General features: G+C 73.4%; 7 protein-coding genes. 1 reads left to right on the top strand and 6 read right to left on the bottom strand.

What is annotated here, in order from left to right; all coding sequences use genetic code 11:
- Nucleotides 1-7: 7 nt before the first annotated feature.
- The 6 genes from OHS71_RS24915 to OHS71_RS24940 all read right to left on the bottom strand — a co-directional run bounded on the left by OHS71_RS24915 (nt 8) and on the right by OHS71_RS24940 (nt 12,403).
- On the bottom strand, nt 8-2,212 hold the full coding sequence (locus tag OHS71_RS24915; protein ID WP_328481565.1) for a bifunctional glycosyltransferase/CDP-glycerol:glycerophosphate glycerophosphotransferase: 2,205 nt from the start codon (nt 2,210-2,212) through the stop codon (nt 8-10).
- A gap of 174 nt (nt 2,213-2,386) precedes the next feature.
- Nucleotides 2,387-4,699, bottom strand: coding sequence for a bifunctional glycosyltransferase/CDP-glycerol:glycerophosphate glycerophosphotransferase (locus tag OHS71_RS24920; protein ID WP_328481566.1), 2,313 nt, complete (start codon nt 4,697-4,699; stop codon nt 2,387-2,389).
- A gap of 167 nt (nt 4,700-4,866) precedes the next feature.
- Nucleotides 4,867-5,694: a carbohydrate ABC transporter permease gene (locus OHS71_RS24925; RefSeq protein ID WP_328484632.1), complete on the bottom strand. Its 828-nt coding sequence runs from the start codon at nt 5,692-5,694 to the stop codon at nt 4,867-4,869.
- A 20-nt stretch (nt 5,695-5,714) separates the two neighbouring features.
- Nucleotides 5,715-7,058, bottom strand: a complete 1,344-nt coding sequence (locus OHS71_RS24930) for a carbohydrate ABC transporter permease (RefSeq protein WP_328481567.1) — start codon at nt 7,056-7,058, stop codon at nt 5,715-5,717.
- 7 nt (nt 7,059-7,065) lie between these two features.
- Nucleotides 7,066-8,448 (bottom strand): ABC transporter substrate-binding protein, encoded by a 1,383-nt coding sequence (locus OHS71_RS24935; protein ID WP_328481568.1) that lies wholly within the window; start codon nt 8,446-8,448, stop codon nt 7,066-7,068.
- A 298-nt stretch (nt 8,449-8,746) separates the two neighbouring features.
- Nucleotides 8,747-12,403, bottom strand: coding sequence for an FHA domain-containing protein (locus OHS71_RS24940; RefSeq protein ID WP_328484633.1), 3,657 nt, complete (start codon nt 12,401-12,403; stop codon nt 8,747-8,749).
- A 336-nt stretch (nt 12,404-12,739) separates the two neighbouring features.
- Between OHS71_RS24940 and OHS71_RS24945 the strand changes: the two genes are divergently transcribed.
- Entirely contained in the window at nt 12,740-14,473 is a 1,734-nt protein-coding gene (locus tag OHS71_RS24945) for a serine/threonine-protein kinase (RefSeq protein WP_328481569.1), read from the top strand.
- The last annotated feature ends 1 nt before the right edge of the window (nt 14,474 follow it).

Below are 14,474 nucleotides of genomic sequence, written 5' to 3' on the forward strand. Positions count from 1 at the left end.
GCGGGAGTCAGCTCCTTACGAGGGTGGAGGCGGCGGGGGCCGGGACGCGTTCGGCGAGCGGCCGTACGGGCGCGATCGCCTCCGGGGGCTCACCGAGCAACACCCGGCGCACCACCCGCTCGGCGGCCCGGCCGTCGTCGAACTGGCAGAAACGGGACCGGAACGCGGCCCGCAGTGCGGCGGACCCGGAGTCCGCCCAGGAGCCGTCGCGGAACACGCGGGCCAGCTCCTGCGGCGTGCGGGCGACCGGTCCGGGGGGTGCCGCCATCAGGTCGAAGTAGACGCCGCGGGTCTCCCGGTAGACGTCCCAGTCGTCGGCGTACACCACGATCGGGCGGTCCAGGTTGGCGTAGTCGAACATGATCGACGAGTAGTCGGTGACCAGCGCGTCGGCGGCCAGGCAGACCTCCTCGGAGGAGCGGTGCCCGGTGACGTCGATGACCCGGCCGCTGCCGCGCCCACCGCCTCCGTCGTAGAAGTAGTGCGCCCGCAGCAGCACGACGACGTCCTCGCCGGCCGCCTCGCAGAACGCCTCCAGGTCCGGGCCCGCTTCGAAACCGGTGTGGTAGTCGCGGTGGGTGGGCGCGTACAGCACGGCCGTGCTGCCCTCCGGCACGCCCAGTTCCCGCCGGACCCGGGCCACGTCGTCCGCGGTCGCCGTGTAGAACACGTCGTTGCGCGGATAGCCGTACTCCAACTGCTCGTACGAGCCCGGGAAGGCGCGCTCCCACATCTGGGTGGAGTGGGTGTTGGAGGAGAGGTTGTAGTCCCAGCGGTCCACCCGGCCCAGCAGCTTGGTGAAGGAACCGGTCGCGGCGGCGACGACCGGGTACGTCGACTGGTCGACGCCCATCTTCTTCAGCGGGGTGCCGTGCTGTGTCTGCACATGCACGCTGCCCTCGCGCTTGACGACGCCCTCCGCGAAGTTGGCGTTGTTGACCAGGTACCGGGCCCGGGCCAGGACCTGCCAGGAGCGGCGGCTGCCGATGACGGCGTGCTCGACGCCCTCCGGCATCGACTGTGCCTGGCCGGCTTCGACGAGGAACACCGAGCGGATGTGCGGGGCGAGCTCGGCGGCCTTGGCGTGGATCGCGGCCGGACTGCACGCGTAGCCGCGCCCCCAGTAGGCGCAGTACACCGCCAGGTCCGGCTCGATACGACGGCGCAGCTGTCGCCGGTAGAACAGGCGGGTGCGCAGGCCCTGGAGGCGTGGGAGGCGCTCCAGGGCACCGGACGCCTTCCGGTTGGCGCCGCCCAGCGCGCGGAACGCCGTGTACGCTCCGGCGGCCAGCAGCCGGTGCTGCACTCCCAGACTGCCGCCGGGCCCGCGGAATCCGGCCGGGCGGTGGCGGCGGTACAGCCGGCCCGCGCGCCGGAAGAAGGCCCGGCGACGGCGTCCGGTGAGCCGGGCCGGATGCGCGGCGCTCTTCAGGACGGCCGCGAAGAGCTGCTCGAAGAGGGCACCCGACCGGTCCCCGGACAGCCCGAGCCCGGCCGCCCGGGTCAGCACCTCGTCGGTCAGCTCCAGGAGTTCCAGGTGGTGTTCGCCCGGCAGGTTCAGCCGGTTGCCCTGCCGCCGCAGCAGGTGCCGTACGACGACCGAGCGCAGCACCGCGACCCGCTCGGCGTGCACGGTGACCAGGCCGCCGAAGCCGACGTCCGTGAAGTGCCCGTCGGGGAAGGCGAGCCGGTGCCCGGTGACGAAGGAGCGCCGGTAGGCCGTGCCCCAGGCGGGCAGCTGCACGCCGGTGAGGTGCGGGGCCTCGGCCGGGGAGAAGGCGCCCTTCGGCGTCCTCGCCAGCAGTAGCGCGGCCGGGTTGGCCGGCTCGCCCTCCCACCAGGGGGTGCGCTCGTGCTCGGCGTAGAGGACGTCGACGTCTCCGGTCTCGGCCAGCCGGGCGTCCAGGGCCGCGAGGGCGCCCGGGGTGAGGGTGTCGTCGCCGTCGAGGAACAGCAGATATGTGCCGGTCGCGGCCCGCATCCCGGTGTTGCGTGCCCCGCTCAGCCCGGCGGAGGGCGGTGAGTGGACCGGCGCCACCCGGGAGTCCCGCCGCGCGTACCCGGCGGCGAGGGCCGCGGCCGGGGCGTCGGGCGCGTCGCTGACGGGGATCAGCTCGAAGTCGCCGAAGGACTGGGCGAGGACGGAGTCCAGCGCCAGGGACAGCCGGCCCGCGACCCCATGGGACGGGACGATGATGCTGAAGCGGGGCATTCTGTACTTTCTCTGTCGATCTGCTGATCTGCTGAGCTGTTCGTCCACCGGTCTGCGGCGGGTTCTTCAGGCGGAGCGGCCGGGCCGCCCGGTCGGCCGCCAGGTGGACGGCCGGGTGGGGGTGGGCCGCGACGAGCCGGTGGTCATGGGAACTCCCGGAAGGAAGAACGGCGTTCAGCGCCGCTCGGTGACGGGGACCGAGCCGGCGGGCGGTGGCACGTGGGCGAGCGGCGGGCGCACCGAGGGCGAGGCGGGCAGTGCGAGCTGGCTGGGCAGCGCGGGCAGCGCGGGCGCGCCTGCGGTGGCCGACGGCACCGGACGGCGCTCGGCGAGCGGCACGACCGCAGGCAGACATGTCTCGCCCAGCACGACCCGCCGTACGACGCGCTCGGCGGCCCGTCCGTCGTCGTGCGGGCAGAACCGCTCGCGGAACGCGGCCCGCAGCCGGTCCGAGCGGGCGCCGCGCCAGTGGCCGGTCACGAAGATGTCGGTCAGTTCGTCCTCGCTGCGCGCCACCGCGCCGGGCGGACAGGCACGCAGATCGAAATAGGTGCCGCGGGCCGCCTCGTAGGCCTCCCAGTCGTCGGCGTGGATGACGATCGGGCGGTCCAGCCCCGCGTAGTCGAACATCAGCGACGAGTAGTCGGTGACCAGGGCGTCCGAGGCCAGGCAGAGGGCTTCCACGCTCGGGTGGTCGGTGACGTCGATGAGGCCGGGCACCCGGCGGGCGAGCGGGGCCTCCTGCCAGTAGTGGGCGCGGGCCAGGATCACGAAGCGGGGCCCCAGCCGGCGCAGCACGCGCTCCAGGTCGACGTGGGAACGCTGGACCCGGCGGTAGTCGCGGTGCGTGGGCGCGTAGAGGACGGCGACCGTGTCGCGGGGGATGCCGAGGGACTCGCGCAGCCGGGCCACGTCCGCCGACGTCGCCTTCTGGAAGACGTCGTTGCGGGGATAGCCGTACTCGAGGGTCTCGTAGCTTCCCGGGTAGACGCGCTCCCAGGTGAGCGTGGTGTGGCGGTTCGCCGACAGCACGTAGTCCCACTTGTCGACGCCGCGCAGCAGTTCGGCGAAGTCCATGTCGCGGGCGGCCGCCGGACGCTCCTGGAGGTCCAGGCCCATGTGCTTGAGCGGGGTGCCGTGCTGGGTCTGCACGAAGACCTGGCCGGGGCGCTTGACCAGCCGCCGGTCGAAATTGACGTTGTTCACCAGGTACTTGGAGCGGGCCAGCGCCGTCCAGTACGCGGCCGTCCCGGGGCGTACCTGCCGCGGGCCCGGCGGGACGGCCGCCCGGTGCTCGGGGCGGGCGATCCACGCCGTGCGCACATGTGGCGCGAAGGTGCGGAACGCGGCCTCCAGCGCGCCCGGGTTGCAGCTGTGGCCGCGGCCCCAGTAGGCCGCGAACACGGCACGGTCGGCGCGCAGCGGCAGCCGCAGCTGGATGCGGTAATGGGCCTGGAGGACGGTTGCCTTGAGGACGCGGGCGAGTTTCGAGACGGCCTTGTGGGTGCGCCGGCGGACGGTCATGGTCGCCTGGAGCGCCCGGTAGGTGCGGTGCACGCCGAAGTGGACCAGGGTGTGGCGCAGCCGGGACCGCAGCGGGACCGGGGCGCCCGGGGTGCGGTAACGGCGGTAGTGGGCGCGGGCCCTGCGCAGGAACTCGGCGCGCGAGCCCGGCGGGAGCCGGTCGCGCTTGGTGAAGACCGTCGAGAGGTGGTCGACCATGCGGCGGAACAACACCGGTCGCCAGCAGGCCAGTTCGGGCCGCTGCTCGACGAACGCGAAGACCCGGTCGTACTGCTCGAAGACGTCGAAGTGCCCCCGGCTCGTGGTGGACAGGATGTTGCCCCGGCGGCGCTGCCGGTAGTGCACACAGACCCGGTCCAGCGTCGCGAGTGTCCGTGCCGCCATCAGCGCCGGGTACGTCCACGGCGTGTCCTCGTAGAAGCCGGGCGGGAACGTCAGGCCCACGCGCTCCACGAACTCCCGCCGGTAGGCCTTGTTCCACGCCACCATCAGCACCCTGAGCAGCCCCGGACGGTCCTGGAGCCGGAAGGGCGCGGGACCCTCCTCGGTGAGCTGCGCCGCGAACTGGTTGCGCACGGTCTCGCCCGACCAGTAGGTGCTCGCGTAGTCGTAGACCAGGACGTCCGGCTCGCCCGTCTCGTCCACCCGGTCGGCGATCGCGCGCAGCGCGTCCGGGGTGAGCGTGTCGTCGGAGTCCAGGAACAGCAGGTAGTCGCCGGTCGCCCGCTCCAGACCGGCGTTGCGGGCCCGCCCCAGGCCGACGTTCTCCGGCAGGTGCACGACACGCACCCGCGCGTCGCGGGCCGCGAACTCGTCGGCGATCTCGCCGCAGGCGTCCGGCGAACGGTCGTCGACGACGATCAGTTCGAGATCGGCGAACGACTGGGACAGCACCGATTCGAGGCACTCGTGCAGGTACGCCTGAACCTTGTACGCGGGGACGATGACACTGAACCTGGGCAAGGGACATCCATCCATGGGTCGGCGCGGGCGGAAGACATGGCCTTGCCCGGGAACGGCCGATGGAGTGAATCGGTTACGTTTCGTGCGGCATACGGGGGAATTGCGGGTGAACGGAATGGGGCGGACCGGTGACCCGGTCCGCCCGTGCGGTAAAGGGCGCTCGAGCGCTACTTGACCGCGCCCGCCATCACGCCGGACACGAACTGCCGCTGGAACGCGAAGAACACGGCCAGCGGGATCACCATCGAGATGAACGCGCCGGGCGCGAGCACGTCGATGTTGTTGCCGAACTGCCGTACCTGCGTCTGGAGGGCGACCGTGATCGGCTGGCTGTCGGCGTTGGTGAACACCAGCGCGACCAGCATGTCGTTCCACACCCACAGGAACTGGAAGATGCCCAGGGACGCGATCGCGGGCCCGCCCAGCGGCATCACGACCCGGGCGAACAGGCGCAGTTCGCCGGCGCCGTCGAGACGGGCCGCCTCCAGCAGTTCGCGGGGGATCTCCGCGAAGAAGTTCCGCAGCAGGAACACCGCGAACGGCAGCCCGAACCCGACGTGGAACAGGATCACCCCGGCGATGTTCCCGAACAGGCCGATCTTGCCGAACAGTTCGGCGATCGGGATGAGCGCCACCTGCACCGGCACCACCAGCAGCCCCACGACACCCAGGAACCACCAGTCCCGGCCGGGGAACTCCATCCACGCGAACGCGTAGCCCGCGAGCGAGCCGATGACGACGACCAGGACCGTCGCCGGCACGGTGATCAGGATCGTGTTGACGAGGGAACTGGTGATGTCACCGTTCTCCAGCAGCTTCCGGTAGCTGTCGAAGGTGAGTTGGGAGGGCTGGGCGAACACCTTCCACCAGCCGTCGGCGCTCATGTCCTCGGGCGAGCGGAGGGAGGAGATGAGCAGCCCGATCGTCGGCACCAGCCAGAACAGGCCGACGACGATCAGGAAGGCGCGCACCAGGCCACCGTTGAGCTTCTCCATGAGCCATGCGAGCCGACCGGTCACCGCCGCACCTCCCGCCTGAGCCGACGCACGTTGAACCACATCACCGGGATCACCAGGAGCAGCAGGAACACCGCGATGGCGCTGGCGATGCCGGGCTGGTCCTCGGAGAAGCCCTTGCGGTACAGCTCCAGGGCGAGCACGTTCGCGTCGTCCTGGGAGGAGCCCGGGGCGATGATGAAGACCAGGTCGAAGACCTTCAGCACATTGATCATCAAAGTGACGGCGACGACCGCGAGGACCGGCGCGAGCAGCGGGACGGTGACCCGACGGAACACCTGCCACTCGTTGGCGCCGTCCACCCGGGCCGCTTCGAGCAGTTCGCGCGGGATCCCGGCCAGACCCGCCGCGATCAGCACCATCGCGAAGCCCGCCCACATCCAGATGTACGAGCCGATGATCGCCGGCGTGACCAGCGAGGGGCCCAGCCAGTCCAGGCCGTTGTACGCCTCCTTGAAGTTGCTCGCGGGCAGCCTGAGCAGCGCGCCGTCGGCCGCGGCCGGAAGCGTGAAGGTGCCGTCGTCGGCCGCCTTCGCCGACGCGACCACCTTGCCGTCCTTCACCGCCTCGATCCGCATCCCGGCGTAGCCCAGCTCGGACGGGTCGGGTGCGCCGAGCGTGCCGACGCCCTTGCCGCGGGTGAAGTCCTGCCAGGCGGTCCCGGTGACCGCGTCCTGTTCGGGCCGCGCCTTCACGGCCTTCGCCGCACTGCCGGGCATCTGGTCGGGAGCGACGCCGACCAGGGGAAGGGCGACCGGTTCGCCGGTGTGCACGGCGGTCCTGGTGACGAACCCGCCGTTCTGCGGTCGGAGCGGCGAGTCCCGGCCCGGGTGGGCCTTCGGGAACGCCGACGACTCGGCGAACGTGTCGTGGACGCCCACCCACACCGCGTTGGCGACGCCCTTGTCCGGATCCTGGTCGTAGACCAGCCGGAAGATGATGCCGGCGGCGAGCATGGAGATCGCCATCGGCATGAAGACGACCAGCTTGAACGCGGTGCCCCAGCGCACCCGTTCGGTCAGCACCGCGAAGATGAGACCGAGCGCGGTCGCGACGGTGGGCGCGAACACCACCCAGATCACGTTGTTCTTGAGGGCGGTACGGATGCCCTCGTCCGTGAAGAGGGCCTTGTAGTTGTCGACGCCGGCGAAGCCGTCGCCGGACTGGTCGTAGAAACTGCGCACGACCGAGTACCCGATCGGGTAGACCACGAGCGCGCCGAGCAGCACCAGGGCGGGCAGCAGGAACAGTGCGGCCACGGTCCTCCGGGTGCCGGTCACGCTCTTGCGTGAGCGAGGAGGGGCGGGGGCTCCAGGAGCCCCCGCCGTCGCAGGCGTTGCCATGTCTGCGTCAGTTCCCGTACGCCGCTGCCGCGTCCGACTCCAGTTTCGCCTGGGTGCCGGCCACGTCCGTCGGGTTCTTCAGGAAGTCCTGGAGGTCCTTCCACTCGCCCTTGCCGGGGGTGCCGCCGAAGGCCTGCGGGGCCTGGTCCGACATGTCGAAGCGGAAGTCGTCGCCCGCCGCGACCAGCGCCTTGGCGATCGTCCGCTGCACCTCGTTCGGGTACACGGAGACATCGACGTTCTTGTTCGGCGAGAGATAGCCGCCGAGCTTGGCCTGGATCTCCGCGGCGTCCGGCGAGGCCAGGAAGGTCGCCAGCGCCTGCGCGCCCTTGGAGTCCTTCAGGATGACGGCCGCGTCACCGCCGGAGACCACCGGCGCGGTGCCGCCGACCTGTGGGAACGGGAACACCTTGGCGTCCGTGCCGACCTTCGACTTGGTGTCGGCGATGTTGACCTGCACGAAGTCGCCCTCGTAGACCATTGCCGCCTTCGGCTGGTCGCCGCCGGTGAAGGTCTGGGTCACCGAGGCCGGGAACTCGGTCTGGAGCGCGCCGCTCGCACCGCCCGCGACCCAGTCCTTCTTGCCCCAGATCTGGGCGAGCGTGGTCAGCGCCTCCTTCACGGAGGGATCCGTCCACTTGATCTTGTGCTGGGCCAGCTGGTCGTACTTCTCCGGGCCCGCCTGGGAGAGATAGACGTTCTCGAACCAGTCGGTGAGGGTCCAGCCGTCGGCGCCGCCGATCGAGAACGGGGTCACGCCGGAGTCGTACACCGTCTGCGCGGTGGTCAGCAGGTCCTTCCACGCCTTGGGTGCGCTCGCGCCCGCGTTCTCGAAGACCTTGGCGTTGTACCAGATCAGCGACTTGTTCGCGGCCTTGTAGTAGACGCCGTACTGCTTGCCGCCCGCCTTGCCGATGTCCTGCCAGCCCTGCGAGTAGTTCTTGGTGAGCTCCGCCTGGGCCTCGGCGCCCAGCGGTTTGGCCCAGCCCTTGTCGGCGGCCTGCTTGATGGCGCCTGGCTGCGGCAGCATGGCCACGTCCGGCGGTGAGCCGCCCGCGATCTTGGAACCGAGGAAGTTGATGATCGGGTCCTGCGCGGGCACGAAGGTGATCTTCGCGCCGGTGCGTTTCTCGAACTCGGCGAGGACCTTCTTGAAGTTCGCCTGTTCGGTGCCGGTCCATACGGCGGCCACTTCGAGAGTGGTGCCGTCGAGCTTGGGGAGGGTGAGGGTGCTGCCGGACTCCTTGCCTCCGGTGCTGCTGTCGCTTCCTCCGCTCTTGTCGTCGTCGCTGCCGCACGCGGTGAGCGAGAGCGCCAGGGCTCCCGACAGAACCGCGGCGGCCGCCTTCACGGTCCTGCGTGTCCGGATGGTGTGGCTCGTGCTGCGCATCACTGCCCCGTTCTTCGTCCTCGTCGACTCGTGAACGTTCGGGCGCTGTCCCGTGGCACTGGTCTACGCCGGGTGCTGTGGCTCGGCAAGAGCGCCTGTGCTGTCGAGCGGGGGATCGTGACCGCGTCGTGATCGCAACGCGCGCGATGCCCGACGCGGGGCCGCAGCGCTTCCCGGCCCGGCGCGCGGACCGGGAGCATCACCCTGCCGGGCCGGACCACTGCCCCGCCGTCCCGAGTCCGTCCCGGGACGGCCGGCGATCGGCCCGACCCCGCTCACGCCCGGGGGGAGCGGGGCGTCAGGCCCCTGCGGTGGGGGCGCCACCGGTGGGGCTGAGCTGGCGTGCCGCTCTTTCCAGGGCGCTGGCCAGGAGGGCCAGGTCGGTCGGGCCGTTGCCCAGTTCCCGCACCGGGCGGCGGGTCGGCGGGTCTCCCATGCGGTGCCACTCCAGGGGGACCACCGTGGGACGCAGGGTCGCCGTGCGGGGGATGCGGCCCGTGACACGGCCGCCCTGGAAGGGGGTGAGGCGGCCGTCCGCGCCCTTGAGGCGGCCGCGGCCCGGCGCCGGTTCGTCCGACCCGGAACCGGGGGGTTCCAGAGTGATCCGAACGGTGGACAGACGGGCCGGTTCCGACTCCGCCGTACGGCCTCCGGGGCCCGCCGCCGTCACCAGGTGCACGCCGAGCCGCTCGCCCTCGCGGGCCACCGCCTCCAGCGCGCGCATGACCGAGCCGGCGGCCGGCCGGCCCGGGGAGCCGAGGGCCGGGGAGACCAGTGCGTCCAGGTCGTCGACGACCACCACCAGCCGGGGCAGCGGGGGCGCCGCCTCGGCCCGCTGACGGGCCGCCGCTCCCGGACGCAACCGCAGGGTGGCGCTGGGCGGGGACTCGATGTCGGCGGCGCCTGCGGAACCGCCGCCGGGCCCGGCCCCCGGGGACGCGGCGCCCGGGGTGCGTTGCGGGACGATACGGCCGGAGACCGTGCGCTGCGTGTGCCACTCCGCGAAGCCGGAACGGCCCAGCAGCTCCGACCTGCGCTTCAGCTCGGCGCTCAGCGACTGCGCGAACTCCCGCATCCGTACCGGGTCGTTGGCGGTGAGATGGGTGGTGACGTGCGGTACGTCCGTACAGATCCGCAGGCCGTCGCCGTGGCCGCCGTCGCCCTTGCCGACGGTGTCGCGGCCGTCCAGCAGGATGACGCCCAGCCGGTCCGGCCGCTCGGCGGCGGCCAGCGAGGCCACGACCGCCCGCAGCAGCTCCGTACGTCCGCTGCCGGCCGGCCCCTCGATCAGCAGGTGCGGGCCCTCGGCGACCAGGTCCACGCCGACCGGGCCACGCGGACCGGCGCCGAGCACGGCCCACGCCCGGCCGCCGAGCGCCTCGGCGTCGTCGGCCGCGTCCGCCCAGCGGGCCATCAGCGAGGCGGGCGTGGCGCGGGCCAGGCCCAGCTTGTCCAGGAGACGGGCCGACTGGGGCAGCGGTGCGGACACCCGTGTGTGCCGCTCACCGCCGCCGCCCGCGCCGTCCGGGCGCAGGGGCGCCAGAGCGCGCGCGAAGCGTTCGGCCCAGGCCAGGGAGACCGCGTCCACCGCGCCGACCGTGCCGGGTCCCACCGGGCCGGGCCGCTCGGTCTGCGCCCCGGCCGGCGCGACCCGCAGCAGCCGCAGCGCCGTCGCCACGTCCCCGCTGAGCAGCGCCACGGCTCCGCACGCGCGGAACGTGGGCGCCGCCGCACAGGCCGTCTCGTAGGTCTCCGCCACCGGCGAGGAGGGGGAGGCGGCGGGCGTCTCGGCGAGGCAGACGACGTGTATGCCGGCGCGCGGTCCGGCAACCGCCAGCCGTGCCACCGCCTCGCGCAGATCGGCGCCGCCGGGATCGCCGTCCACGACGACCACCGTGTAGGGGCCGGGGAAGCCGCCCTCCCCCGTGTCGTCCGCCACGGCCCAGGAGGGGCGGTGGGCGGCGCTCCGGGGCGCGGGCACCTGCACCGCTCGCGTGCCGGCAAGGCCGCTCGCACTGTCGGAGAGCTGGTCCTCCAGGCGGCGCAGCAGCTCGTCGGCACGGGCCGTCGCCTGGTCGCGGTCGTAGGCGAGCAGCAGACGGCAGTCCTGGCCGTGCCCGGGGCGCAGATGCGGCAACCAGCCCAGCCAGGACCACTCGGCGACGCGCTCCGCCTCGTCGCGCGCGCGGTCCGTGCTGATCAGGACGATTTCCAGGGTGTCGGGGGAGTGCAGCGCGGCGAGCTGGGCCAGCACCGCCCGCGCCAGCCCGGACAGCCGGGGGCGCGGCCCGGCCAGACCGAGGGCGCCGACCTCGCGCAGCCCCGTCGTCACCGGTACGGCGGGCAGCAGACCCGAGCCGTCGGGCGCCGGCCGGTCGGCCGTCCCCAGCCGCACGGTGAGCGCCTCGGGGTGACCCGGGCCGCGTTCCCACAGCCGGGGGCCCGGGCCCAGTGCCGTGAGCAGCAGCGCCGCCGGGTCGGGCCAGGTCTCGGGCGCGGGGGACGCGAGGGCCGACGGGTACGGCTCCGCTCCGGTCTCCTCTTCGTCGTGGATCCCGGGGCCGTCCGTGTCCTGGGCGCCCCCGCGACTGCCCGCCAGCCTGCGTGCCCAGGCGGAGAGGCCTCCGCGCTTGCGGACGCCCGGAGGTATGTCGGTGCCGCGCAGCGGGGTGCCCTTGCGGCCGGTGACCGCGCGCGGATCGGCGTCGGGAAGGTCGTCGTAGGGATACGACGCGGGCGTGGGCGAAGGCGCGGGCGCCGGCGTGGTGGCGGACCGGGGGGCGGGGGAGGAGCCGGGGGCGGCGGGGTTCTGTGGGGGGCGTGGGTCGTCGTGCGGGCCGCGGACGTCGTCGTACGCGCCCGTGAACGAACCGAGGCCGGCGTGGGTGGCCGTGGAGCCGCCGCCCGCCCCCGGCGCGCTGTCCGGGGCGACCGCTCCCGGCGTGGTCCGCGCCGGGTCCACCGGGCGGGCCTCGCCGCCGCGCCGGCTCTCGATGCGTGGCGCCGTGCCCTGGCCCGGTACCACCGGAGGCGCCGCGGGGGCCTCCCCGGCTCCGGATGCGCGCCCGCCCCGCGTCCGCGACGAGTCGTTCCAGTCCACCGTGCCGAGGGCGTGGCCGGTCGGTCCCGACGGGCCTTCCCGGTCACCCGTGCCGTCGCCCGTCGCACGCGCCTGTGCCGCGCCCGGGGCGGAGCGGTCCCCGGACGGGCCTCCCGCTGCCGGGTCCCCGTCCTGCGCGACCGTGCCGGCGCAGGGCACCCGGACGTGGCCCTCCCCGTCCGGCGTGGTCGCCGCCCGCGGACCCGGCCCGCCGGGCGGGGCCAGCCGCAGGGCCGACTCGCCGACGCGCAGCAGGGCGCCCGGGACGAGGCGGACAGGACGGGCCTGGACCCGGGCGCCGTCCAGGGTGGTGCCGTTGGTGGAGCCGAGGTCGGCGACCGTGACGCGGCCGTCGGCGGAGAGGGTCACGGCGCAGTGCAGCCGGGAGACGTCCGGGTCGTCGAGGGGCACGTCGGCGTCCGCGGAACGGCCCACGCGGACCTGGCCGCCGTGCAGCAGGTGCACGCCGCCCGCGTCGGGTCCGGCCACCACGTGCAGGCGGGCCGGGGCCTCGTCGACCTCGGGATGCGGCTCGGGGTCGGCCGGGGCGCCCAGGGACAGCACGGCGCCGTCGATCAGCGGCGGCTCGCCGAGTGTGCAGCGCTGGGTGTCGAGCCGCTCCACGCCCGCGTAGAGCACGACCGCCGCCGCGGAGGAGGCCGACGGGGTGCCCTCCCCGGAGACCGCCGCGGCCAGCGCGGACGCCACCGCGGCCAGAGCCGTGCCGGCGGGCGCCGTGACCAGTACGTCGCAGCTCGCGGAGCGGGCCCGCGCCGGAGGTCCCCCCGCACGAGCGGTGCCCTGCGCGGGGAGGGGCGGGCCCGTCGGGTCTACGACGGTCAGCCGGATCTGCATCGCCGTCAGCGGTCCCTTCTGCACGGGCGCGGGCTTCCCCCCACCCCACACGAGCACAGCGGCCAGTACGAAAGGCATCCTCGCACCTGCCACTGACAACGCGCCCCACACCCGGTGGCAAGTGATCTTGATTGGTCGGCTCTGCCCGCAAAAGTGCCGGACAAGTGCGTCACCGGCGATCAGTTGAGATCGGTCACGTCCGGCCGCGGCAACCAAGAAGACCGGGCCACGCGTCTTTCCTTCGGATTACGACGACAGCCCGGCGTCCGCACGGCGGCACTACAGTGGGTCGGAACACGGACAGGACAGGCAAGCAAGCAGCAGGGAGCGCGTGACGTGCGGCCAGTCGGCAGCAAGTACCTGCTCGAGGAGCCGCTCGGACGCGGCGCCACGGGCACCGTCTGGCGAGCCCGCCAGCGCGAGACCGCGGGCGCCGAGGCGGCCGTGGCCGGCCAGCCCGGGGAGACCGTCGCGATCAAGGTCCTCAAGGAGGAGCTCGCGAACGACCCCGATGTCGTGATGCGCTTCCTGCGGGAGCGGTCCGTGCTGCTGCGCCTGACCCACCCGAACATCGTCCGGGTCCGTGACCTGGTCGTCGAGGGCGATCTGCTGGCGCTGGTCATGGACCTCGTCGACGGCCCCGACCTGCATCGCTACCTGCGCGAGAACGGCCCCTTCACGCCCGTCGCCGCCTCCCTGCTCACCGCCCAGGTCGCCGACGCGCTCGCCGCCAGCCACGCCGACGGTGTCGTGCACCGCGACCTGAAGCCGGCCAACGTCCTGCTGATGCAGAACGGCGGGCAGATGCACCCGCTGCTCACCGACTTCGGCATCGCGCGACTCGCCGACTCCCCGGGCCTGACCCGGACCAGTGAATTCGTCGGCACGCCCGCGTACGTCGCGCCGGAGTCCGCCGAGGGCCGCCCGCAGACCTCGGCCGTGGACATCTACGGCGCCGGCATCCTGCTGTACGAGCTGGTCACGGGCCGCCCGCCGTTCTCCGGCGGCTCCGCCCTCGAGGTGCTGCACCAGCACCTGAACGCCGAGCCGCGCCGGCCGTCCACGGTCCCGGACCCGCTCTGGACGGTCATCGAGCGCTGCCTGCGCAAGAACCCGGACGACCGGCCGAGCGCCGAGAACCTCGCGCGCGGGCTGCGGATCGTGGCCGAGGGCATCGGGGTGCACGCGAACTCGATGCAGATCGCGGCCGCCGACGGCGTCGGCCATCTGCTCGCGCCCGACCCGACGCCCGCCACCGTGCCCGGCGGCGCCTACGACCCCAACGCCGCGACCAGCGTCCTGCCGCACACGGGCGGTCCGGCGGGCGCCGCCGACCCCACCGCCGTCCTTCCGCACACGGGCGGCCCGTCCGGCGCCGCCGATCCGACGGCCGTCCTCCCGCCGGTGCCGCCGCACCAGCCGGGACAGTACGGTCAGCAAGGACAGCAGGGTCAGCAGCCGGAGCAGCCGCACCCCTGGCAGAGCCAGATGCGGGCCGCCCGTGACCGCAACGAGCCGACGCAGGTCCAGCAGTACCTCGACCCCGGTGAGGACCCGCTGCGCCGCCGCCCTCAGCGGCAGGTCTCCCGGCAGCCCCAGCAGCCCCAGCAGCCGTATCCGCCGCAGAACCAGCAGCAACAGCGGCCCCAGCAGCAGCGCCCCCAGCAGCGCCAGCAGCAGCCCCCCGGCTACGGATACCAGGGACAGCCGCAGCAGCAGTACGCGCCCCCGCAGCACCAGCAGCCTCAGCACCAGCGGTACGCGCCGGCGCCCCAGCAGCAGCCGGGACAGCGGCCCGAGCCGGCACCCCGGCAGCCGCGTGAGCCGAGGCAGCGCAGCGCCAACCCGATGAAGATCCCCGGACTGGGCTGCCTGAAGGGATGCCTGTTCACGATCGTCATCCTGTTCGTCGCCGGGTGGCTGATCTGGGAGCTGAGCCCGCTCCAGGACTGGATCGGCACCGGCGAGAGCTACTGGCAGCTGATCAGCGGCTGGTTCGACGACGTCACCGGCTGGATCGGAGACCTGGCCGACTCGGGCGGCAGCGGCACGGGTGGCACGGGCAACTGAG

The organism is Streptomyces sp. NBC_00377 (genome assembly GCF_036075115.1).
GTDB lineage: Bacteria > Actinomycetota > Actinomycetes > Streptomycetales > Streptomycetaceae > Streptomyces.

Coding starts and splice junctions, on each gene's coding strand:
- OHS71_RS24915 (WP_328481565.1), bottom strand. CDS start 2,212: ATGCCCCGCTTCAGCATCATCGTCCCGTCCCATGGGGTCGCGGGCCGG.
- OHS71_RS24925 (WP_328484632.1), bottom strand. CDS start 5,694: ATGGAGAAGCTCAACGGTGGCCTGGTGCGCGCCTTCCTGATCGTCGTC.
- OHS71_RS24930 (WP_328481567.1), bottom strand. CDS start 7,058: ATGGCAACGCCTGCGACGGCGGGGGCTCCTGGAGCCCCCGCCCCTCCT.
- OHS71_RS24935 (WP_328481568.1), bottom strand. CDS start 8,448: ATGCGCAGCACGAGCCACACCATCCGGACACGCAGGACCGTGAAGGCG.
- OHS71_RS24940 (WP_328484633.1), bottom strand. CDS start 12,403: ATGCAGATCCGGCTGACCGTCGTAGACCCGACGGGCCCGCCCCTCCCC.